Here is a 20,509-nt window from a genome sequence, read left to right on the forward strand (position 1 = left end):
CTTTCAAGGAAACTTGAATCTGCCAGGCCGCCCGGATGGGCGGACCTGGCTAGGGTTATTTACTTGGCCCGAGCGGCGATGACTTCGTCAGCGACGTTCTTGGGAGCCTCGGAGTAATGCTTGAATTCCATCGTGTACGTGGCACGACCTTGCGTCAGCGAACGCAGGTTCGTGGCGTAACCGAACATCTCGGCCAGGGGCACTTCAGCCTTGATGGTCTTGCCGCCGCCGACCATGTCGTCCATGCCTTGGACCATGCCGCGACGCGAGGACAGATCGCCCATCACGGTACCAGCGTAGTCTTCCGGCGTTTCGACTTCAACGGCCATCATCGGTTCCAGCAGCACGGGGCTGGCCTTGCGCAGACCTTCCTTGAATGCCATGGAGCCGGCCATCTTGAACGCGTTTTCGTTCGAGTCCACATCGTGGTACGAACCGAAGAACAGCGTGACCTTGACGTCGACGATCGGGTAGCCAGCCAACACGCCCGAAGGCAGCGTTTCCTGGATGCCCTTGTCCACTGCGGGGATGTATTCGCGAGGAACCACACCGCCCTTGATGGCGTCCACGAATTCGAAACCACCGCCAGGAGGCAACGGCTCGACCTTCAGCACCACGTGACCGTACTGGCCGCGGCCGCCCGACTGCTTGACGAACTTGCCTTCCACTTCGTCGCAGGTCTTGCGGATGGTTTCACGGTAGGCCACTTGCGGCTTGCCGACGTTGGCTTCAACGCCGAACTCACGCTTCATGCGGTCGACCAGAATTTCCAGGTGAAGCTCGCCCATGCCGGAAATGATGGTTTGGCCGGATTCTTCGTCGCTGCGCACGCGGAACGACGGATCTTCCTGAGCCAGACGCGACAGCGCCAGACCCATCTTTTCCTGGTCAGCCTTCGACTTCGGTTCCACGGCCTGCGAAATCACGGGCTCGGGGAAAATCATGCGTTCGAGCAGGATGTGGGAGTCGATGTCGCACAGCGTTTCGCCGGTGGTCACGTCTTTCAGACCCACCACAGCGGCGATGTCGCCTGCCAACACTTCCTTGATTTCTTCGCGGTTGTTCGCGTGCATCTGCAGAATGCGGCCGATACGTTCCTTCTTGCCCTTGATGGGGTTGTAGACCGTATCGCCCGACTTCAGGACGCCCGAGTAAACGCGCACGAAGGTCAATTGACCCACGAACGGATCGCTCATCAGCTTGAATGCCAGAGCCGAGAACTTCTCGCCATCGTCAGCTTCACGCTTGACGGGATTGCCATCGTCGTCCATGCCGTCAACCGCGGGAATGTCCACGGGCGAAGGCAGGTAGTCGATGACGGCATCCAGCATGCGCTGCACGCCCTTGTTCTTGAAGGCGGTGCCGCACAGCATCGGCTGGATTTCGCCAGCGATGGTGCGTTGGCGGATGGCCAGGTTGATTTCTTCTTCGTCCAAGGAACCCGTTTCCAGGTACTTGTTCATCAGTTCTTCCGACGACTCAGCGGCGGCTTCAACCAGCTTTTCACGCCATTCGTTGGCTTGATCAACCAGTTCAGCGGGGATCTCGTGGTAGTCGAACTTGATGCCTTGGCTGGCTTCGTCCCAAATGATCGCCTTCATCTTGACCAGGTCGACCACGCCTTGGAACGTGTCTTCGGCACCGATCGGGATCACGATCGGCACGGGATTGGCGCGCAGGCGATTCTTCAGCTGGTCATAGACCTTGAAGAAGTTGGCGCCGGTGCGGTCCATCTTGTTGACGAAGGCCAGACGCGGCACGCCGTACTTGTTGGCTTGGCGCCACACGGTTTCGGACTGGGGCTGAACGCCACCCACTGCGCAGTAGACCATGCAAGCACCGTCCAGGACGCGCATGGAACGTTCCACCTCAATGGTGAAGTCCACGTGCCCCGGGGTGTCGATGATGTTGATGCGGTGTTCGGGATAGTTCTTCGCCATGCCACGCCAAAACGCCGTCGTTGCTGCCGACGTAATGGTGATGCCACGCTCTTGCTCTTGTTCCATCCAGTCCATGGTGGCTGCGCCATCATGCACTTCGCCAATCTTGTGATTGACGCCGGTGTAGAACAGGATACGTTCGGTCGTGGTGGTCTTCCCTGCATCGATGTGCGCAGAGATACCAATGTTGCGATAGCGCTCGATCGGGGTTTTGCGGGCCATGGTGGATTAGTCCTTAAATTACCAGCGGAAATGGCTGAAGGCCTTGTTGGCCTCTGCCATCTTGTGCGTGTCTTCGCGCTTCTTCATCGCGGCGCCACGACCTTCGGAGGCGTCGATCAGTTCGCCAGCAAGACGCAGATCCATCGACTTCTCGCCACGCTTCTTAGCGGCTTCACGGAGCCAACGCATAGCCAGGGCCAGGCGGCGCACGGGGCGCACTTCAACCGGCACTTGGTAGTTGGCACCGCCAACGCGGCGGCTCTTCACTTCGACGATCGGCTTGATGTTGTTGATCGCCAGGCTGAAAACTTCGATCGGCTCTTTGCCGGTCTTGGTTTGCACTTGCTCGAGGGCACCGTAAACGATGCGCTCGGCGACGGCCTTCTTGCCGTCCAGCATGACGACGTTCATGAACTTGGCGAGTTCGACGCTGCCGAACTTGGGATCGGGCAGAATCTCGCGCTTGGGTACTTCGCGACGACGGGGCATTGTTGCTTCCTTGTGTCTGTTCAGTTGAACCGTGTTTCATTACACGGCCATGGCCGCCCATTGGGACGACCCCTTACGTGCCGCACTCCATCCCAGAAACCGGAGGGCGCGGTCGCACTTCCCTAGTGACGGACTTCCGCCACGCGGGGGTACTGCTGACTCGTTATTAAGCCTTCTTCGGGCGCTTGGCGCCGTACTTCGAGCGGGCTTGCTTACGATCCTTGACGCCTTGCAGGTCGAGGGAACCGCGCACGATGTGATAACGCACACCGGGCAAGTCCTTCACACGACCGCCACGCACCAGAACCACCGAGTGCTCTTGCAGGTTGTGGCCTTCACCGCCGATGTACGAAATGACTTCGTAACCGTTGGTCAGACGCACTTTGGCAACCTTACGCAAAGCGGAGTTCGGCTTCTTGGGGGTGGTGGTGTACACGCGAGTGCACACGCCGCGGCGTTGCGGGCAGTTTTCGAGCGCGGGGCTCTTGCTTTTGATGATGCTGACTTCGCGCGGCTTGCGCACGAGTTGGCTAATGGTAGGCATGACCTTTGAAATCCCTTTTACGTACCACTGGTAAGTACTTACGTACTCGTCTCCTCAAGAGTGTCTTTCGGAGAAGGCAGTTCGCGCAAAACCGCCTCAAACGTTCATATACGTAAAAGAGCGGGCTTGCCAACAAACTATGACAAACGCACAAAACTGAGTACCTCGGGGGCAGTCGGACCGATGGACCCAAAATAAAAGGCTCGTGACGCACCTTGATTTCGGATCCTGGACTGTTTACCCTTTAGCGAACAGATTTTGCGCGCGAAATAAAGCAGTAAGCCCTTTAGCATAACTGAGATCAAGGGATGCTGTCAAAGAAATTTGTAAATGCCGCAGCGCGGCGCGCGGCCGGTGAAATGGCGGCGCAAAGACAACGGTTTCGGCGCGGGTCGTGAAAAATGGGGTCACGTACCCGGCAAATCGTGAAGCGGCGAATCGGTCTGAAAGCCGGTCTGAAAGCCGGTCTGAAAGCGGGCCTGAAATAGGCCTGACAACGAGCCTGAAACGAGTCCAAACGCGCCCGTGCCGGCCTGAAAGCCGCCGTGTTGCCCGGGTAAAACGAGTGTATGCAACCGGCGTCAGGCGTGTATGCGGGCAGGGTACCCGGGCGGCCGCGCTACTGGTCAGCGAATAGGTAACCGCTGCCGTAGACGGTGCGGATCGGCAGCATGACGCCGGCCAATTCCGCCTTGCGACGCAACCGGCTGACGATCACGTCGATGCTGCGCGACCCGCTGGAGCGCACTCCGCCCCCTTCCACCCGCAGTTCCTCGCCCAGCTCCGAGCGTCCCACCGCCCTGCCCGCCACTTCCAGCAGCGAACGCACGATCAGGCGCTCGTTGGCCGACAAGGAAATCGTGGCGCCAGACGGAGCGACCAGCGTCCAGCCCTGATCCCGCAGTTCCCACTGGCCGTTGGCCGTCTCGTCGGAAACGGGGTTTTCCTGGGCGGCGGGCAGGCGCCGGGCCAGGGCAAGCAGGATGCACGCAAGTTCGCGCGGATCCTGGGGATCGGTCAGGCAGGCGTCGGCGCCGCTTTGCAGGCAGCGCAGGCGGCTGTCCACGGACATGCCGCGGCCAGAAACCACAATTCCCATGGGAGACGAACCGTGCAGCCGCGCGACCAGCGCGTAACCGATTTCGCCCAACGTCCCGACATCCAGAACGACGGCATCGTAGATACCGCTATTGAGCAATCCGAACAGCTCCAGCGACGTCGAGCAGCCACGCGCGGAAATACCCGCCTGCAGCAAGGCGGACACGGCGGCGTTGCGAGCCACTTCGTCCGGCGACATCATAAGTATGCGCAATTGATTCATAGCTAATTTCCACCTCTAACCCGAAATCGCTACACGTTGCCGAAATGTGACAGCCAACGTGGGGCGATTGAGACAGTGTGGCGGCTTGTTACGCAACAACTCCAGTCAAGATTCGTTAACTTTGCAATGTTTGACAGTTCTTTCCACAACGTAGCCAGCCCCAGCTTCTCCCGAGTTATCATTCGATTACATAATTTCGCTCACCCCTCTTGCAGTAGGGCGCCAAAGGGCGCGCTTGCGTAGCAAGCCTTCGCGAGAACACGTTTGATGAAAATCGCGTCGCTGGAAGACGACCTCGATCAAGCCCGGCGCATCCACCAAGTGTTGACCGCCGCGGGATACACCTGCACCAGCTATCACCAGAGCCGTGACCTGCTGGCCGCCCTGCGCACCGAGAACTTCGATCTGGTGCTGCTGGACTGGCATCTGCCCGATATCGACGGTGACGATGTGGTGCGCTGGTTGCGCGCCAACGTCGGCCCGCGCGTGCCGGTCATTTTCCTGACGAACCGGTCCAGCGAAGACGACCTGGTGGAGGGTCTGCGCGCCGGCGCCGACGATTACATCGTCAAACCGCTTCGCCCCCTGGAGTTGCTGGCCCGCGTGGCGGCGTTGCTGCGCCGCAGCCAGATCGCCGAGCCCGCCAATGATTCGTTCGACGTCGCCAACTATCGCATCGAACCCGCGGCGCGCGTCATCTCGCTGAATGGCGCGGCGGTGTCGTTGGCGCCGAAGGAATTCGAGCTGGCGCTGCTGTTCTTTCGCAACCAGGGCCGCCTCATGTCGCGCGACGTCCTGGCCGAATGTGTCTGGAACCGGGAAATCCCCGCCACCTCGCGCACGCTGGACACGCACTTGTCGAACATCCGGCAAAAGCTTCAGCTGCGCCCTGAAAACGGCGTGCGTCTCACCTCGTCCTACGCCCTTGGCTACCGGCTGGAACTGATCGGCGCGTCGGAAGACAGCCCGGCGAACCCGTCGTAGACGCCTTCGCGCGCATCCCTGGAGAACAGAACGTCATGAGCCGCTGCCGCGCGCTTTCTTTGCTTGCCCTGCTTTCTTGTGCACTGACCGCCCCCGCCCACAGCCAGCCTGCCGGCGCCCTGGGCGAGGACTTCATCTATCGCGTGCGCCAAGGCGACACCCTGATCAACCTGGCGACGCAGTACACGCGCAACCAGGCCAACTGGGCGCCGCTGCAGACGCTGAACAAGGTGGTCGCACCGGAATTGCTGCCCATCGGGCTGGAGTTGCGCATCCCCTTGGCGATGATTCCCGAACGCGCCGCCGAGGCGCGCGTGCTGCACGTCAGCGGCCAGGCCAACATGAACGGCCAACCCCTGCGGCCGGGCCAGAACCTGGCCGAAGGCAGCACCGTGGTAACCGCGCAGAACGGCTTCGTGACGCTGGAGCTGGCCGACGGATCCAAGCTCACCCTGCCCGCCGGCGGCTCGGTCGAACTGGCGCGCCTGCGCCAATTCGAAGGCACCGCGCTGACAGACTCGGTCATCCACGTGCAGCGCGGCAGCGTGGAATCCACGGTCGCGCCCACCGGCCAAGGCGTCGGCCGCTTTGAAGTGCGCACTCCTGTCGCCGTCACCGGCGTGCGCGGCACGCGTTTCCGCGTGCAGAGCGGTGCGGGCGGCGTGCAAAGCGAAGTGCTGGAAGGCAGCGTGCGCTTGCAACCCCATGCGCCCGGCACCACGCCGGCCAAGCCGGTTGCGGTGGCGCGCGGCTATGGCGCCGCCGTGCGCAACGATGGCAGCGTGTCGGGCGTGCGCGAACTGCTGGCCGCCCCGCAACTCTCCGCCCCCGAACGTTCGGGCGGTGGCGGCTGGACCAGCACCTTCGCCCCCGTGGCGGGTGCCCAGCGCTATCTGGTGCGCGTATCGCGCGACGCCGACGGCACGCTTCCCGTATCGTCGGTCGCCTTCCCGACCAACGACATCCGCTTCACCGCGCCCGGCCCCGGCACTTACTACGTGTCGGTACGCGCCATCGATGACCTGGGCCTCAGCGGCCAGGATGCGGTGGCCACGTTCGAAGGCGCCAACCAACTGATGACCAGCTACGGGCTGGGTGTTGCCAGCGGCTCAGGTGAGCCTGTCATACTGACCGAATACTAGGGCCTGTCCACACGCAAAGGAGCCCCATGGCCGACGCTGCCGACGCCGTTGACCGGACCTCGCGCTCAGCGCTGTGGTTGACAGTCGTGCTGGCGGTGCTGGCGGCCGTGCTGGGTTCGCTCAACGGGCTGGGCCGGGTCGACCAGATCCTCTATGACCGCGTCGCGACGCTGACGGGGCGCCCCGCCGATCCCGACATCCTGATCGTCGCCATCGATGACGCCAGCATCGATACGCTGGGGCGCTGGCCATGGCGGCGCGCGATCCACGCGGCGCTGCTTGACCGCCTGCAAGGCGCGCGTGCCGTCGGCCTGGACTTGATCTTCGCGGAAAGCGACACCGTCAACCCCAACGACGACCGGATCCTTGCGGACAGCATCCGGCGCAACGGCCATACCGTCTTGCCCATCGTGCTGGACCGACTGGCGAATCCGTCTGCGATCGCCGCACCCATCCCCATCCTGGCGCAGGCGGCCGCTTCAAGCGGCTTCATCAACGCGCGCGTCGATTCCGACGGAGTGGTGCGGGAGGCCACGCCGGCCGCCGATTTCTCGGGCGAACGCCGGTTCCATCTTGCGCTGTCCATGCTCACGGTCGGCGGCCAGCCCGATAAGGCGCAACAGCTGCTGCAGCGGGCAGGGCCCGACGGCAACATCCTGATCCCCTACGCGGGATCGACGGCCCACATGCGCACCGTCTCGTACCTGTCGGTGCTGCGCGGCGACGTGCCGGCCGAAGCGTTGCGCGGCAAGTACGTGCTGGTCGGCGCCTGGGCCACCGGCCTGGGCGACGCCTACCCCACGCCGGTCTCGCACGACCTGAGCGGTATGTCAGGCGTCGAGATCATCGCCAACCTGCTGCAGGCGGCGCGCGACGACGTCTCGTACCTGCGGCCGGCCCCTGCCTGGAACGCGCTGTTCTCCGCCCTGCCAGTGCTGCTGGCCTGCCTGGCGTTATGGCGGCTGTCGCCCAAGCGCGCCCTGCTGGTCAGCGTTGCCTTGATCGCCGCCATCCTGCTGGCCTCCTGGATGCTGCTGGCCCATGCCTATCTCTGGTTTGCGCCGACCGCCGCCCTGGTGGGCGTGGCGCTGTGCTATCCGCTGTGGAGCTGGCGCAGCCAGGAAGCGGCCTTACGCTACATGGACAACGAACTGCGGCGGCTGCAGCGCGAGTACCCGCCCGTGCTGAACGAGGCCCGCGCCCAGCTCACCGGCCCCAACGCCTCGCTTGAAAGCCGCGTGGGCGAACTGCGGCGCGCTCTGGCACGGGTGCGGAACCTGCGGCGATTCCTGGCCGACGGCCTGGACGGCATGCCGGACGCGACGCTGGTCTTCGATCAGGAAGGCCACATGCAATTCCGCAATCAGGCCGCCGTCATGTACTTCCAGCGCCTGGGCATGCGGCCGCCGCGCGTGGGGCATCCCGCCACGCATCTGCTGGAGAAGACCATTTCGGACGATGCGACGCGGCAACGCGTGGCCGAGGCGCTAAGCGGGACCCCTCCTGCGGATGCCTCGTCGCCCTGGAGCGCCGATCTGGAAGTGCGCGACTACGCCGGACGCGACCTCATCCTGAAATGCGCCCCCATCCATACTGCCGAAGGCAACTTCGCCGGCACCGTCGCGACGCTGACCGATATCTCGCGCATCCGCCAAGCCGAGCGCCAGCGTGAAGAAACCCTGCGGTTCATCTCGCACGACATGCGCGCGCCGCAAAGCTCCATCCTGGCGCTCGTGGAAATGAAGCAGGAAGCCAGTTCACAGGACGACCAGGGAGAGACCCTGGCGCGTATCGCCACTCTGGCCAACCGGACGCTGCATCTTGTCGATGATTTCGTGCATCTGACGCGCGCGGAATCCATGACGATATGCGCCGTGGAACTGGACCTGGGCAGCCTGCTGCAGGATGGCGTGGACGAGTTCTGGGCGTCCGCTCACAAGCGCGACATCGCACTCGGCGTGCGATTGCCGTTGCCCGTGGCCTACACGCGCGGCGACCAGACCCTGTTGATGCGCGCCCTGTGCAACCTGATCGATAACGCCATCAAGTACAGCCCCCCTCAGACGCGCATCGAATGCGGCATCGAAGCCGAACCGGGTTTCTGGTGCGTGGACATTCGCGACCAGGGCCAGGGCATCGCCGAAGCGGACCTGGCCCGCCTGTTCGAACCGTTCTCCCGGGTAGGAGTCGAAACGCGCGGCGACGTCGGCGGCGCGGGACTGGGCCTGGCGTTCGTGCGCACGGTGGCCGAACGCCATGGCGGGTCGGTGGAGGTCGCGAGCGAGCTGGGCGTCGGCTCAGTGTTCACCTTGCGCCTGCCCGCGGCGCCCGAGGCGGCGTAACGCGCCCCCGCGCTTACTGGAAGGTGTGCGAGATCACCCCGGGCTTGCCGGCCTTGATCTCCAGTGTGCCCCGGTACGGCGGCAAGTCCGCATTCCGCAGCACCACCTGATACTTCCCCGGAATGAGCCGCAACTCTTTGACGGGCGGGCTGATGCCCCGCGCGATGCCATTGATCCACACCTCGCCCCAAGGACGGATATCCAGGCGTACCGTCACGGGGACGGCCAGCGGCTTGGGTTTGGGCGCCTCGTCGCTGGGAGCCACGGCGGCCGCCGGCGCTTGGGCGGCAGGGTCCGGCGTTTCCACCGAAGCCGTGGGCGCCAGGTCGGCGGCGCTGGGGACCGTCACGGCAGGCGCCTGTTCTGCGGACGGCTGCGTCGGCGCGGGAGGCTGCCACTGCGCGGTCGGCAACGGCTGCACGGATGCGACAGGCGGTATCGTCGCCTGCGGCGCTGGATGCACGGCAGGCGGGTTGGGCTGGACCAGTTCCGAATGCGTGATCAGGGCGTTGGGAGTCCCCATGCCCCAGTGGAACCAGGAATACGTGCCGATGCCGATCAGCGCCGCGACGCAAAGCAAAGCCAGCAAAGGGCGGCTGCGGCGGGCGGGCTTGGCCGCATTGGCCGTGGGCGGCGGCGCGTACGAAGCGCCCGCGGCCGCTTCGGCTTCGGCCGGCGCCGGTTCGATGTAAGCCGCCACGCCCAGCAGGGCGGCCAGTTCGGCCAGCGTCTGCGGACGGTCCGCCGGCGCCATGGCCAAGCCGGTGTCGATGACGGACAGGAAGTCCGGGCTGTACTTGGTCAGCCCCAGCGACACCAGAGGTTCGTAGGTATCTGCCGCGCGGCGCTCAGGCGCCGGTGGCGGACGATGCCCGGTCACCAGGGCATGCATCACCGCGCACAGGGCATAGACGTCGCTCCAGGGGCCGCGCGGCCATTCCATGGAGTCGGAATATAGTTCGAACGGCGCGAAACCCGGCGTAGGGCTGCGGCTGGCGCGGCGCGAACGCGCGACGACCAGTTCGGGCAACAGGTGCGCGCGCGCGCCTTCGTCCATCCCCACGGTGTCCATCGAGATGTCGCCACAGATCTCACCCTGCGCGTGCAGGGCGATCAGCGACGGCAGCAGATCCGACAGGAGCCGCTTGATTCGCGTTTCCGGCACGCCTCCCGCCATACTGGCGGCAATCGCGCTCAAGGGGCGCAAAGCAAGCGGCGCGGCGCCGGAAAAGGGGCCACGCGGCGTCAGGAGGCCGGTGGACGAAGGCATTATCGGAATTGCGCTCATGCGCGTAGTGTGCAAAGGTTGAATAGCCTGAATATTATCCAATCCGCAACATCAGGACATTGCCGAAAATGTCCGAGCGCATCAGGCTGTGGCACGATAGCGTATCGCCCAATCTTCCTACCCCCCCTTTGAAGCTATGAAAATTCGCTTTCTGAGCAGTTTGCTCGGCGCGTCGTTGATGCTGGCGGGCTGCGCCGGGATCCCGTCCTTGCAGCCCGAGGCCCCCGCCACGCCCGAAGCGTCGGCACAATTGCAACAAGTCCGCGACGCCTACGGTGCCGGACGCTACGGCGAGGTCATCCGCAGCGTCGCCACCTCGGACGCGCTGGCGACCTCCCCCCGCGCCATGCGCGTCGAAGCCTATAAGCTGCAGGCATTCAGCTATTGCGTCACCCGTTATGCCCAGTTGTGCGAAGACAGCTTCGCCCGCATCCTGGCGCTGGATCCCGCTTTTGAGCTTGCCCCCAACGAATCCGGCCACCCGTCCTGGGGGCCGGCCTTCCAGCGCGCCCGGACACAGGCCGGCAAGTAGCCGCCCGCCGATCCCGCCCCGAAAGGGCAACGCCAAAAGAAAAAGGCCGCTGATTCGCATCAGCGGCCTTTCTGCTTTCAGCCCCCGCGCCGGGACGGCGCGCGGGGGACTGCCGGGGGTTCCGCTTATTCGGCGGAGTCCTCGGTGCCGATATCGGAGGCCGGGGCGTCTGCGTCCGCACCCACCGTGACCGGCGAGTCTTCGAACGGGTTGGCCTGCTGGCGAGCGGCTTCGCGTTCCGCCGCCTCCAGCTCTTCCTTGTCGCGGCGTGCATGGTGGTAAGCCAGGCCGGTACCCGCCGGGATGAGGCGGCCGACGATGACGTTTTCCTTCAAGCCACGCAGGTCGTCGCGCTTGCCCATGATGGCGGCTTCGGTCAGGACCCGGGTGGTTTCCTGGAACGAAGCGGCCGAGATGAACGAGTCGGTCGACAGCGAGGCCTTCGTGATACCCAGCAGCACGTTGTCGTAGGTTGCCGGGATACGCTCTTCGGCAGCCATGCGATCGTTGGCGTTCAGCAGTTCAGAGCGCTCGACTTGCTCGCCCGGGATGAACTCGGTGTCGCCGGCATCAACGATGTTCACACGACGCAGCATCTGACGAACAATCACTTCAATGTGCTTGTCGTTGATCTTCACGCCTTGCAGACGGTACACGTCCTGCACTTCGTCGACGATGTAGGTCGCCAGCTTCTCGATGCCTTGCAGGCGCAGGATGTCGTGGGGATCGGCCGGGCCGTCCACGATCATTTCGCCCTTGTTCACCACTTGGCCGTCGTGCACCAGAACCTGCTTTTCCTTCGGAATCAGGAACTCGTGGCTCACGCCTTCCAGGTCGGTGATGACCAGACGCTGCTTGCCCTTGGTGTCCTTACCGAACGAAACCGTACCGGTCACGTCGGCGAGCATGCCGGCGTCCTTCGGCGAACGGGCTTCGAACAGTTCGGCCACACGCGGCAGACCGCCGGTAATGTCGCGGGTCTTTTGCGATTCTTGCGGAATACGCGCCAGAACTTCACCCACGGCAACCTGCTGGCCGTCGCGCACGGTAATCAGCGCGCCCACCGGGAACGAGATGTTCACCGAGTGATCGGTGCCGGCGATCTTGACGTCTTCGCCATTCTCGTTGACCAGCTTGATCTGCGGACGCATGACGATCTTGCCGCCACGGGTCTTCGGCGTGATGACGACGAGCGTCGACAGGCCGGTGACTTCGTCCACCTGCTTGGCAACGGTCACGCCTTCTTCGATGTTCTCGAAGCGGACGGCACCGCCGTATTCCGACACGATCGGACGGGTCAGCGGATCCCACGTCGCCAGACGCGCGCCCGCCTTCACGGCTTCGCCATCGCCCACCAGCACGGTCGCGCCGTACGGGATCTTGTGGCGTTCGCGTTCGCGGCCGTTGTCGTCGAAGATCGCCAGTTCGCCGGAGCGCGAGATCGCCACACGTTCGCCCTTGGCGTTCGTGACATAGCGCATCGTGCTGGCAAAACCGACCAGACCGCTGGACTTGGTTTCCACCGCGCTGGCCAGGGCCGAACGCGACGCCGCGCCACCGATGTGGAACGTACGCATCGTGAGCTGCGTGCCCGGTTCACCGATGGACTGTGCAGCGATAACGCCCACTGCCTCGCCCTGGTTGACCGGCGAACCGCGGCCCAGATCGCGACCGTAGCAATGTGCGCACAGACCGTGACGCGTTTCGCACGTCAGCGGGGTGCGGACCTTGACTTCGTCCACGCCGATGCGGTCGATGGTGTCGACCAGGTCTTCGTCCAGCAGGGTGCCGGCGACGATGGCCGTTTCCTGCGTGTCCGGGTTGATGATGTCCACGGCGGCAACACGACCCAGAATGCGGTCGCGCAGCGGCTCGATGACTTCACCGCCTTCCACCAGGGCCTTCATGTTGTAGCCCAGCGACGTACCGCAATCGTCCTCGGTGATCACCAAGTCTTGCGTCACGTCGACCAGACGACGGGTCAGGTAACCCGAGTTCGCGGTCTTCAGTGCCGTATCGGCCAGACCCTTACGCGCGCCGTGAGTCGAGATGAAGTACTGAAGCACGTTCAGGCCTTCACGGAAGTTCGCGGTAATGGGCGTTTCGATAATCGAGCCGTCCGGCTTGGCCATCAGGCCGCGCATACCGGCCAGCTGGCGGATCTGGGCGGCCGAACCGCGGGCGCCCGAGTCAGCCATCATGTAGATCGAGTTGAACGATTCCTGGCGCACTTCCTCGCCGTGACGGTTCACAACCGGCTCGGTGGCCAGTTGTTCCATCATCGCCTTGCCGACCTTGTCGCCGGCCTTGCCCCAGATGTCCACCACGTTGTTGTAGCGTTCTTGGGACGTGACCAGACCCGACGAGTATTGCTTGTCGATTTCCTTCACTTCGCGGCTGGCTTCAGCCAGGATGCCTTCCTTGGCGGTCGGGATCAGCATGTCGCCCATGGCGATCGAGATACCGCCGCGGGTCGCCAGCTTGAAGCCGGACTGCATCAGCTTGTCGGCGAAGATCACCGTGTCGCGCAGGCCGCAACGGCGGAACGACTGGTTGATCAGGCGCGAGATTTCCTTCTTCTTCAGTGCCTTGTTCAGCACCGTGAAGGGCAGGCCCTTCGGCAGAATTTCGGACAGCAGCGCACGGCCGACCGTCGTCTCGTGACGGCGGATAACCGGTTGCCATTCGCCGGCCTCGTCGCGCTCGTGCTCTTTCAGACGCACGGTCACGCGGGATTGCAGCTCGACTTCACCGTTGTCGTAGGCGCGTTGCACTTCAGCGACGTCGGTGAAGAAGATGCCTTCGCCGCGGCCGTTGATGCGCTCACGCGTCGTGTAGTACAGACCCAGCACGATGTCCTGGGACGGCACGATCGACGGTTCGCCGTTGGCCGGGAACAGCACGTTGTTCGACGCCAGCATCAGCGTGCGCGCTTCCAGCTGGGCTTCCAGCGACAGCGGCACGTGGACAGCCATCTGGTCACCGTCGAAGTCGGCGTTGAACGCCGCGCAAACCAGCGGGTGCAGCTGGATGGCCTTGCCTTCGATCAGGACCGGTTCGAACGCCTGGATGCCCAAACGGTGCAGCGTAGGCGCACGGTTCAGCATGACCGGGTGTTCGCGGATGACTTCTTCCAGGATGTCCCAGACCACCGGTTCCTGGCTTTCCACCAGCTTCTTGGCAGCCTTGATGGTCGTGGCCAGGCCCATCATCTCCAGACGATTGAAGATGAACGGCTTGAACAGTTCCAGGGCCATCAGCTTGGGCAGGCCGCACTGGTGCAGCTTGAGCTGCGGACCCACCACGATGACCGAACGGCCCGAGTAGTCGACGCGCTTGCCCAGCAGGTTCTGACGGAAACGACCGCTCTTGCCCTTGATCATGTCGGCCAAGGACTTCAGCTGGCGCTTGTTGGCGCCCGTCATGGCCTTGCCACGGCGACCGTTGTCCAGCAGCGAGTCAACGGCTTCCTGCAGCATCCGCTTTTCGTTGCGCAGGATGATTTCCGGCGCCTTGAGCTCCAGAAGGCGCTTCAAGCGGTTGTTGCGGTTGATGACGCGGCGGTACAGGTCGTTCAGGTCGGAGGTCGCGAAGCGGCCGCCGTCCAGCGGCACCAGCGGACGCAGGTCCGGCGGCAGCACGGGCAGCACTTCCATGACCATCCACTCGGCCTTGATGCCCGACTTCTGGAAGCCTTCCAGCACCTTCAGGCGCTTGGAGATCTTCTTGATCTTGGCTTCCGAGCTGGTGGCCTTCAGTTCGCCGCGCAGCGTTTCCACTTCGCGGTCGATGTCGATGGTGCGCAGCAGTTCGCGCACGGCTTCCGCGCCCATCAGGGCACGGAAGTCGTCGCCGTACTCTTCGGTCTTGGCGAGGAAATCGTCATCCGACATGATCTGGCCGCGCTTGAGCGGCGTCATGCCAGGTTCGATCACGCACCAGGCTTCGAAGTACAGAACGCGTTCGATGTCGCGCAGGGTCATGTCGAGCACCATGCCCAGACGCGACGGCAGGCTCTTCAGGAACCAGATGTGCGCAACCGGGCTGGCCAGCTCGATGTGGCCCATGCGTTCACGGCGAACCTTGGCAACGGTAACTTCAACGCCGCACTTCTCGCAGATCACGCCACGATGCTTCAAGCGCTTGTACTTGCCGCACAAGCACTCGTAGTCTTTGATCGGGCCAAAGATCTTCGAGCAGAACAGACCGTCACGCTCAGGCTTGAACGTGCGGTAGTTGATGGTCTCGGGCTTGCGAACTTCGCCGTAAGACCACGAACGGATCTTCTCGGGCGAGGCGATGCCGATCTTGATGGCATCGAATTGCTCGTCTTGCGAGACTTGCTTAAATAGGTCGAGTAGCGCTTTCATTAGTTACGCTCCAAATCCATGTCCAGGGCCAACGAGCGGATTTCCTTAACCAGCACGTTGAACGATTCCGGCATGCCGGCGTCGATGACGTGGTCGCCCTTGACGATGTTTTCGTAAACCTTGGTACGGCCAGTGATGTCGTCCGACTTCACCGTCAACATTTCTTGCAGGGTGTAGGCGGCGCCGTATGCTTCCAGCGCCCACACTTCCATTTCCCCGAAACGCTGACCACCGAACTGCGCCTTACCACCCAGCGGCTGCTGGGTCACAAGCGAGTACGGACCGGTGGAACGCGCGTGCATCTTGTCGTCGACCAAGTGGTGCAGCTTCAGGTAGTGCATGTAGCCGACCGTGACCGGGCGCTCGAACTTCTCGCCGGTGCGGCCGTCGTACAGCCATGCCTGGGTACGCGAAGGCGTCAACGCCATGCGCTCGGCGACGTCGTCCGGATAGGCCAGCTCCAGCATCGTGGTGATTTCCTCTTCGGTCGCGCCGTCGAAGACGGGCGTCGCGAACGGCACGCCGTTCTTGAGGTTCTGGGCCATTTCCATGACTTCTTCGTCGGTCAGCTCGTCGATGCGGGCGCCGGAACCGGTCGTGTTGTAGACCTTGTCCAGGTAGGCACGGACGTTCTTGACCTGCGCAGTGCGCTCGTCGCGCAGCAGATCGGCAATGCGGTGGCCCACGCCCTTGGCAGCCCAGCCCAAGTGCACTTCCAGCACCTGACCGACGTTCATCCGCGAGGGCACGCCCAGCGGGTTCAGAACGATGTCGGCCGGCGTGCCGTCAGCCATGTGCGGCATGTCTTCCACCGGGGTGATGCGCGAGACCACACCCTTGTTGCCGTGACGGCCTGCCATCTTGTCGCCAGGCTGCAGACGACGCTTCACGGCCAGGTAGACCTTGATCATCTTCAGCACGCCCGGGGGCAGCTCGTCGCCCTGCGTCAGCTTCTTGCGCTTCTCTTCGAAGGCCAGATCGAACTGGTGACGCTTCTGCTCCAGCGATTCCTTGGCTTGCTCCAGCACGACAGCGTGCGGCTCATCGGCCAGACGGATGTCGAACCACTGCCAGCGGTCCAGATCGGCCAGGTAAGCCTTGGTGATCGTGGCGCCCTTGGCCAGCTTGCGCGGGCCGCCGTTGACGGTCTTGTTGACCAGCATCTTTTCGATACGGTCGAACTGGTCGTTTTCAACGATGCGCAGCTGGTCGTTCAGGTCTTGGCGATAGCGGCGCAGTTCATCGTCGATGATGGACTGGGCGCGCTTGTCGCGCACGATGCCTTCACGCGTGAACACTTGCACGTCGATCACGGTACCGGTCATGCCCGAAGGCACGCGCAGCGAGGTGTCCTTAACGTCGGACGCCTTTTCACCGAAGATGGCGCGCAGCAGCTTCTCTTCCGGCGTCAGCTGGGTTTCGCCCTTCGGCGTGACCTTGCCGACCAGCACGTCGTCAGCGCTGACTTCGGCGCCGATGTACGTGATGCCCGAATCGTCCAGACGGTTCAGTTGCGTCTCAGCCAGGTTGCTGATGTCGCGCGTGATTTCTTCCGGACCGAGCTTCGTGTCGCGAGCGACAACCGTCAGTTCCTCGATGTGCACCGAGGTGTAGCGGTCATCAGCCACAACCTTTTCGGAGATCAAGATCGAGTCTTCGAAGTTGTAGCCGTTCCACGGCATGAACGCGATCAGCATGTTCTGACCCAGGGCGAGTTCGCCCAGGTCGGTCGATGCGCCGTCGGCCAGCACGTCACCCTTGGCGACCTTGTCGCCACGCTTGACGATAGGACGCTGGTTGATGTTCGTGTTCTGGTTCGAACGCGTGTACTTGATCAGGTTGTAGATATCGACACCGACTTCGCCGGCGACGTTTTCTTCGTCGTTCACGCGAATCACGACGCGCTCGGCGTCAACGTGGTCGACCAGGCCGCCACGCAGTGCTTGCACGGTCGTGCCCGAGTCAACGGCCACGGTGCGCTCGATACCCGTACCCACGACCGGCTTTTCCGGACGCAGGCAAGGCACGGCCTGACGTTGCATGTTGGCGCCCATCAGTGCGCGGTTCGCGTCGTCGTGCTCCAGGAACGGAATCAACGAGGCAGCAACCGACACGATCTGCGACGGAGCAACGTCCATGTAGTGCACGTTGGCCGGCGAGGTCAACATCGTTTCGCCTGCTTCACGGCAAGCAACCAGGTCGTCCACGAAGGCGCCCTGCTCGTCCAGCGCGGCGTTAGCCTGCGCGATGACGTAGTGGCTTTCTTCGATGGCCGACAGGTAATCGATCTGCTCGCTCACGCGGCCATCGATAATCTTGCGGTAAGGCGTTTCCAGGAAGCCGTACTCGTTCAAGCGAGCGTACAGCGCCATGGAGTTGATCAGGCCGATGTTCGGGCCTTCCGGCGTTTCGATCGGGCAGACGCGGCCGTAGTGGGTCGGGTGCACGTCGCGGACTTCGAAGCCGGCGCGCTCGCGGGTCAGACCGCCCGGGCCCAGTGCGGAAACACGACGCTTGTGCGTGATTTCCGACAGCGGGTTGGTCTGGTCCATGAACTGCGACAGCTGGCTCGAACCGAAGAACTCCTTGATGGCAGCCGAGATCGGCTTGGAGTTGATCAGGTCGTGCGGCATCAGGTTTTCCGTCTCGGCCTGGCCCAGACGTTCCTTGACGGCGCGCTCGACACGCACGAGGCCTGCGCGGAACTGGTTTTCGGCCAGTTCGCCCACGCAACGCACGCGGCGGTTGCCCAAGTGATCGATGTCATCGATCTGGCCACGGCCGTTACGCAGCTCAACCAGCACCTTGATGGTTTCAAGGATGTCTTCGTTGGTCAGCGTCATCGGGCCGGTGATGTCTTCACCACGGCCCAGACGGCTGTTGACCTTCATGCGGCCCACGCGCGACAGGTCGTACGTCTCTTCGCTGTAGAACAGACGCTGGAACAGCGCTTCCACCGCTTCTTCGGTGGGCGGCTCGCCAGGACGCATCATGCGGTAGATGGCAACGCGCGCGGCCATCTGGTCGGCGGTTTCATCGGTGCGCAGCGTTTGCGAGATGTACGGACCACGGTCCAGGTCGTTCGTGTAGAGCGCCTGAATGTCGTAGACGTTCGAGGCACGCAGGGCGCCCAGCACGCTTTCCGTGATTTCGTCGTTGGCATTGGCGATGACTTCGCCGGTGTCTTCATCGACGATGTTCTTGGCCAGCACGCGACCGTACAGGAAGTCTTCCGGCACGGAGATGCGCTGGATGCCGCCGGCAGCCAGGTCGCGCAGATGCTTGGCATTGATGCGCTTGTCTTTTTCGACGATGACCTTGCCATCGCGGTCCGAGATGTCGAAGCGGGCCATTTCGCCCTTCCAACGCTCGGGCACGAATTCCATCATCGCGCCTTCGCTCTTCAATTCGAAGTTATCGAAGTCGAAGAAGTTGGCCAGGATGGATTCCGGCGTCATGCCGATGGCCTTGCACAGGATCGTGACAGGCATCTTGCGACGACGGTCGACGCGGAAGAACAGGACGTCCTTCGGGTCGAATTCGAAGTCCAGCCACGAACCGCGGTAAGGAATCACGCGGGCCGAGAACAGGAGCTTGCCGGAGCTGTGCGTTTTGCCGCGGTCGTGTTCGAAGAACACGCCAGGCGAACGGTGCAGCTGCGACACGATGACACGCTCGGTGCCATTGATGACGAAGGAACCCGTGCCCGTCATGAGCGGAATTTCGCCCATGTAGACTTCCTGTTCCTTCACTTCCTTCACGGTCGGCTTGCTGACTTCGCGGTCAAGCAGCACCAGGCGGACCTTGGCTCGCAGGGGCGAGGCATAGGTCAGGCCACGTTGCTGACATTCCTTGACATCGAACACCGGTTCGCCGAGCACGTAGCTCACGAACTCCAAGCGCGCCATACCGTTGTGACTAACGATCGGGAAAATCGACGAGAACGCCGCCTGCAAACCGTCGGCTACGCGATCGGACGGGGCGGTATCCGCCTGCAGGAAAGTTAGGTAGGATTGAAGCTGTGTCGCCAAAAGGAAAGGAACGTTTTGAACGTCTTCACGCTTGGCGAAGCTTTTGCGGATGCGCTTTTTTTCGGTGTACGAGTAAGGCATGAGCACTCCGACTCGAGGTTGCATGGGCCGTCAACCACGGCCCTAGGTGATACGACTCCAGGAAACCCCTCTGAAAAGGCATGACCCCAGTAGGGGTTTCCTGGAAACGCAAAAGCCCGGGGACTGCAAACTGTGCTGTCCCCGGGCAGTTGACGCAGGTCTTACTTGACTTCGACCTTGGCGCCAGCTTCTTCCAGCTTCTTCTTGGCGGCTTCGGCGTCAGCCTTGGCCACAGCTTCCTTGACGGGCTTCGGAGCGCCGTCGACCAGGTCCTTGGCTTCCTTCAGACCCAGACCGGTCAGCTCGCGCACGGCCTTGATGACGCTAACCTTGTTCGCGCCGGCTTCCAGCAGGACGACGGTGAACTCGGTTTGCTCTTCAGCAGCGGCGGCAGCGCCACCAGCGGCCGGAGCAGCGACAGCGACAGCAGCGGCAGCAGCCGACACGCCGAACTTCTCTTCCATTTCCTTGATCAGCTCGGACAGCTCGAGCACGGTCATGCCAGCGATGGCGTCAAGGATTTCAGCTTTGTTAAGTGCCATTTTTCAGAACTCCAAATATTTTGGTAATGCCAGGGTTTGGGTGTCGCTTCGTCGTTCAGCGAATTCCGGACAGCAGGGCGATTAGGCCGCTGCCTTTTGGTCGCGCACAGCCGCGAGGCCACGGGCGAACTTGGTCGGAACTTCGTTGAGCGTACGCACGAATTGCGCGATGGGGGCTTGCATGGTGCCAAGCAGTTTCGACAGCAACTCTTCGCGGGACGGCATGGTGGCCAAGGCCTTCACACCATCTTGGGTCAGCAGGCTGTTGGGCAATGCGCCCGCCTTGATGACCAGCTTGTCGTTGCTTTTCGCGAAACCAGCGATGACCTTTGCCGCCGAAACCGGATCAGCGCTGATACCATAGATCAGCGGACCGGTCAGTTGCTCAGCCAACGGCTCGAAAGCCGTGCCGGCAACAGCACGACGGGCCAGCGAGTTCTTCAGAACACGCAGATACACGCCCGATTCACGCGCAGTTTTGCGCAGTACGGTGACAGAGGCGACGTCCAGACCACGGTACTCAGCGATAACAATCGATTGGGCCTTGGCGACTTCAGCCGAGACTTCCTCGATTACCACCGCTTTCTCTTGACGATTGAGACTCACGGTTTGAACACTCCATCAAAAGACGCCTGGGGCCTGAGCCTTGCGCGTCAACCGAATGCGGCGCCTGGTCGAGTT

13 protein-coding genes are annotated in these 20,509 nt (G+C 62.9%); 4 read left to right on the top strand and 9 right to left on the bottom strand.

Annotated elements, in window-relative coordinates:
- Positions 1 to 59: 59 nt before the first annotated feature.
- The 4 genes from fusA to ACO6D5_RS06415 all read right to left on the bottom strand — a co-directional run bounded on the left by fusA (position 60) and on the right by ACO6D5_RS06415 (position 4,516).
- A complete protein-coding gene (gene fusA / locus ACO6D5_RS06400; RefSeq protein WP_315846925.1) occupies positions 60 to 2,162 on the bottom strand; it encodes an elongation factor G in 2,103 nt (700 codons plus the stop codon).
- Positions 2,163 to 2,180: 18 nt separating this feature from the next.
- Positions 2,181 to 2,651 (bottom strand): 30S ribosomal protein S7, encoded by a 471-nt coding sequence (rpsG, locus tag ACO6D5_RS06405; protein ID WP_006216561.1) that lies wholly within the window; start codon positions 2,649 to 2,651, stop codon positions 2,181 to 2,183.
- 166 nt (positions 2,652 to 2,817) lie between these two features.
- Positions 2,818 to 3,195, bottom strand: coding sequence for a 30S ribosomal protein S12 (gene rpsL / locus ACO6D5_RS06410; protein WP_005017264.1), 378 nt, complete (start codon positions 3,193 to 3,195; stop codon positions 2,818 to 2,820).
- A 619-nt stretch (positions 3,196 to 3,814) separates the two neighbouring features.
- Positions 3,815 to 4,516: a response regulator transcription factor gene (locus tag ACO6D5_RS06415; RefSeq protein WP_485824927.1), complete on the bottom strand. Its 702-nt coding sequence runs from the start codon at positions 4,514 to 4,516 to the stop codon at positions 3,815 to 3,817.
- Between the two features lie 267 nt (positions 4,517 to 4,783).
- On the opposite strand from ACO6D5_RS06415, the gene ACO6D5_RS06420 reads away from it, so the two are divergent.
- From ACO6D5_RS06420 to ACO6D5_RS06430, 3 genes are read left to right on the top strand one after another with little or no spacing between them, the layout of a single operon-like run.
- Positions 4,784 to 5,500, top strand: a complete 717-nt coding sequence (locus ACO6D5_RS06420) for a response regulator transcription factor (RefSeq protein WP_485824928.1) — start codon at positions 4,784 to 4,786, stop codon at positions 5,498 to 5,500.
- A 35-nt stretch (positions 5,501 to 5,535) separates the two neighbouring features.
- Positions 5,536 to 6,642 carry a FecR domain-containing protein gene (locus ACO6D5_RS06425; protein ID WP_485824929.1) on the top strand — a complete coding sequence of 369 codons (1,107 nt, stop codon included), beginning with the start codon at positions 5,536 to 5,538 and terminating at the stop codon, positions 6,640 to 6,642.
- Between the two features lie 26 nt (positions 6,643 to 6,668).
- Complete coding sequence (locus ACO6D5_RS06430) at positions 6,669 to 8,984, top strand: CHASE2 domain-containing protein (protein ID WP_485824930.1); 2,316 nt, start codon at positions 6,669 to 6,671, stop codon at positions 8,982 to 8,984.
- Positions 8,985 to 8,997: 13 nt separating this feature from the next.
- Here ACO6D5_RS06430 and ACO6D5_RS06435 read toward each other — a convergent pair whose 3' ends face one another.
- Complete coding sequence (locus ACO6D5_RS06435; RefSeq protein WP_485824931.1) at positions 8,998 to 10,254, bottom strand: serine/threonine-protein kinase; 1,257 nt, start codon at positions 10,252 to 10,254, stop codon at positions 8,998 to 9,000.
- A gap of 154 nt (positions 10,255 to 10,408) precedes the next feature.
- On the opposite strand from ACO6D5_RS06435, the gene ACO6D5_RS06440 reads away from it, so the two are divergent.
- Entirely contained in the window at positions 10,409 to 10,804 is a 396-nt protein-coding gene (locus ACO6D5_RS06440; RefSeq protein ID WP_315846919.1) for a TssQ family T6SS-associated lipoprotein, read from the top strand.
- A gap of 125 nt (positions 10,805 to 10,929) precedes the next feature.
- Here the strand turns inward: ACO6D5_RS06440 and rpoC are convergent, their stop codons facing one another.
- The 4 genes from rpoC to rplJ all read right to left on the bottom strand — a co-directional run bounded on the left by rpoC (position 10,930) and on the right by rplJ (position 20,434).
- Positions 10,930 to 15,174, bottom strand: a complete 4,245-nt coding sequence (gene rpoC / locus ACO6D5_RS06445; RefSeq protein ID WP_485824932.1) for a DNA-directed RNA polymerase subunit beta' — start codon at positions 15,172 to 15,174, stop codon at positions 10,930 to 10,932.
- Complete coding sequence (gene rpoB / locus ACO6D5_RS06450; protein WP_485824933.1) at positions 15,174 to 19,286, bottom strand: DNA-directed RNA polymerase subunit beta; 4,113 nt, start codon at positions 19,284 to 19,286, stop codon at positions 15,174 to 15,176. The genes rpoC and rpoB overlap by 1 nt, the downstream gene beginning before the upstream one ends.
- Before the next feature lie 161 nt (positions 19,287 to 19,447).
- Entirely contained in the window at positions 19,448 to 19,828 is a 381-nt protein-coding gene (gene rplL / locus ACO6D5_RS06455; protein WP_006227008.1) for a 50S ribosomal protein L7/L12, read from the bottom strand.
- 81 nt (positions 19,829 to 19,909) lie between these two features.
- Complete coding sequence (gene rplJ / locus ACO6D5_RS06460) at positions 19,910 to 20,434, bottom strand: 50S ribosomal protein L10 (RefSeq protein ID WP_006227006.1); 525 nt, start codon at positions 20,432 to 20,434, stop codon at positions 19,910 to 19,912.
- Positions 20,435 to 20,509 lie beyond the last annotated feature (75 nt).

The sequence above is a fragment of the Achromobacter sp. genome (assembly GCF_057314935.1).

Excerpts from the sequence above, each read along its gene's own strand:
- fusA (WP_315846925.1), bottom strand. The coding sequence starts at position 2,162 with ATGGCCCGCAAAACCCCGATCGAGCGCTATCGCAACATTGGTATCTCT.
- rpsG (WP_006216561.1), bottom strand. The coding sequence starts at position 2,651 with ATGCCCCGTCGTCGCGAAGTACCCAAGCGCGAGATTCTGCCCGATCCC.
- rpsL (WP_005017264.1), bottom strand. The coding sequence starts at position 3,195 with ATGCCTACCATTAGCCAACTCGTGCGCAAGCCGCGCGAAGTCAGCATC.
- ACO6D5_RS06415 (WP_485824927.1), bottom strand. The coding sequence starts at position 4,516 with ATGAATCAATTGCGCATACTTATGATGTCGCCGGACGAAGTGGCTCGC.
- ACO6D5_RS06420 (WP_485824928.1), top strand. The coding sequence starts at position 4,784 with ATGAAAATCGCGTCGCTGGAAGACGACCTCGATCAAGCCCGGCGCATC.
- ACO6D5_RS06425 (WP_485824929.1), top strand. The coding sequence starts at position 5,536 with ATGAGCCGCTGCCGCGCGCTTTCTTTGCTTGCCCTGCTTTCTTGTGCA.
- ACO6D5_RS06430 (WP_485824930.1), top strand. The coding sequence starts at position 6,669 with ATGGCCGACGCTGCCGACGCCGTTGACCGGACCTCGCGCTCAGCGCTG.
- ACO6D5_RS06435 (WP_485824931.1), bottom strand. The coding sequence starts at position 10,254 with ATGCCTTCGTCCACCGGCCTCCTGACGCCGCGTGGCCCCTTTTCCGGC.
- ACO6D5_RS06440 (WP_315846919.1), top strand. The coding sequence starts at position 10,409 with ATGAAAATTCGCTTTCTGAGCAGTTTGCTCGGCGCGTCGTTGATGCTG.
- rpoC (WP_485824932.1), bottom strand. The coding sequence starts at position 15,174 with ATGAAAGCGCTACTCGACCTATTTAAGCAAGTCTCGCAAGACGAGCAA.
- rpoB (WP_485824933.1), bottom strand. The coding sequence starts at position 19,286 with ATGCCTTACTCGTACACCGAAAAAAAGCGCATCCGCAAAAGCTTCGCC.
- rplL (WP_006227008.1), bottom strand. The coding sequence starts at position 19,828 with ATGGCACTTAACAAAGCTGAAATCCTTGACGCCATCGCTGGCATGACC.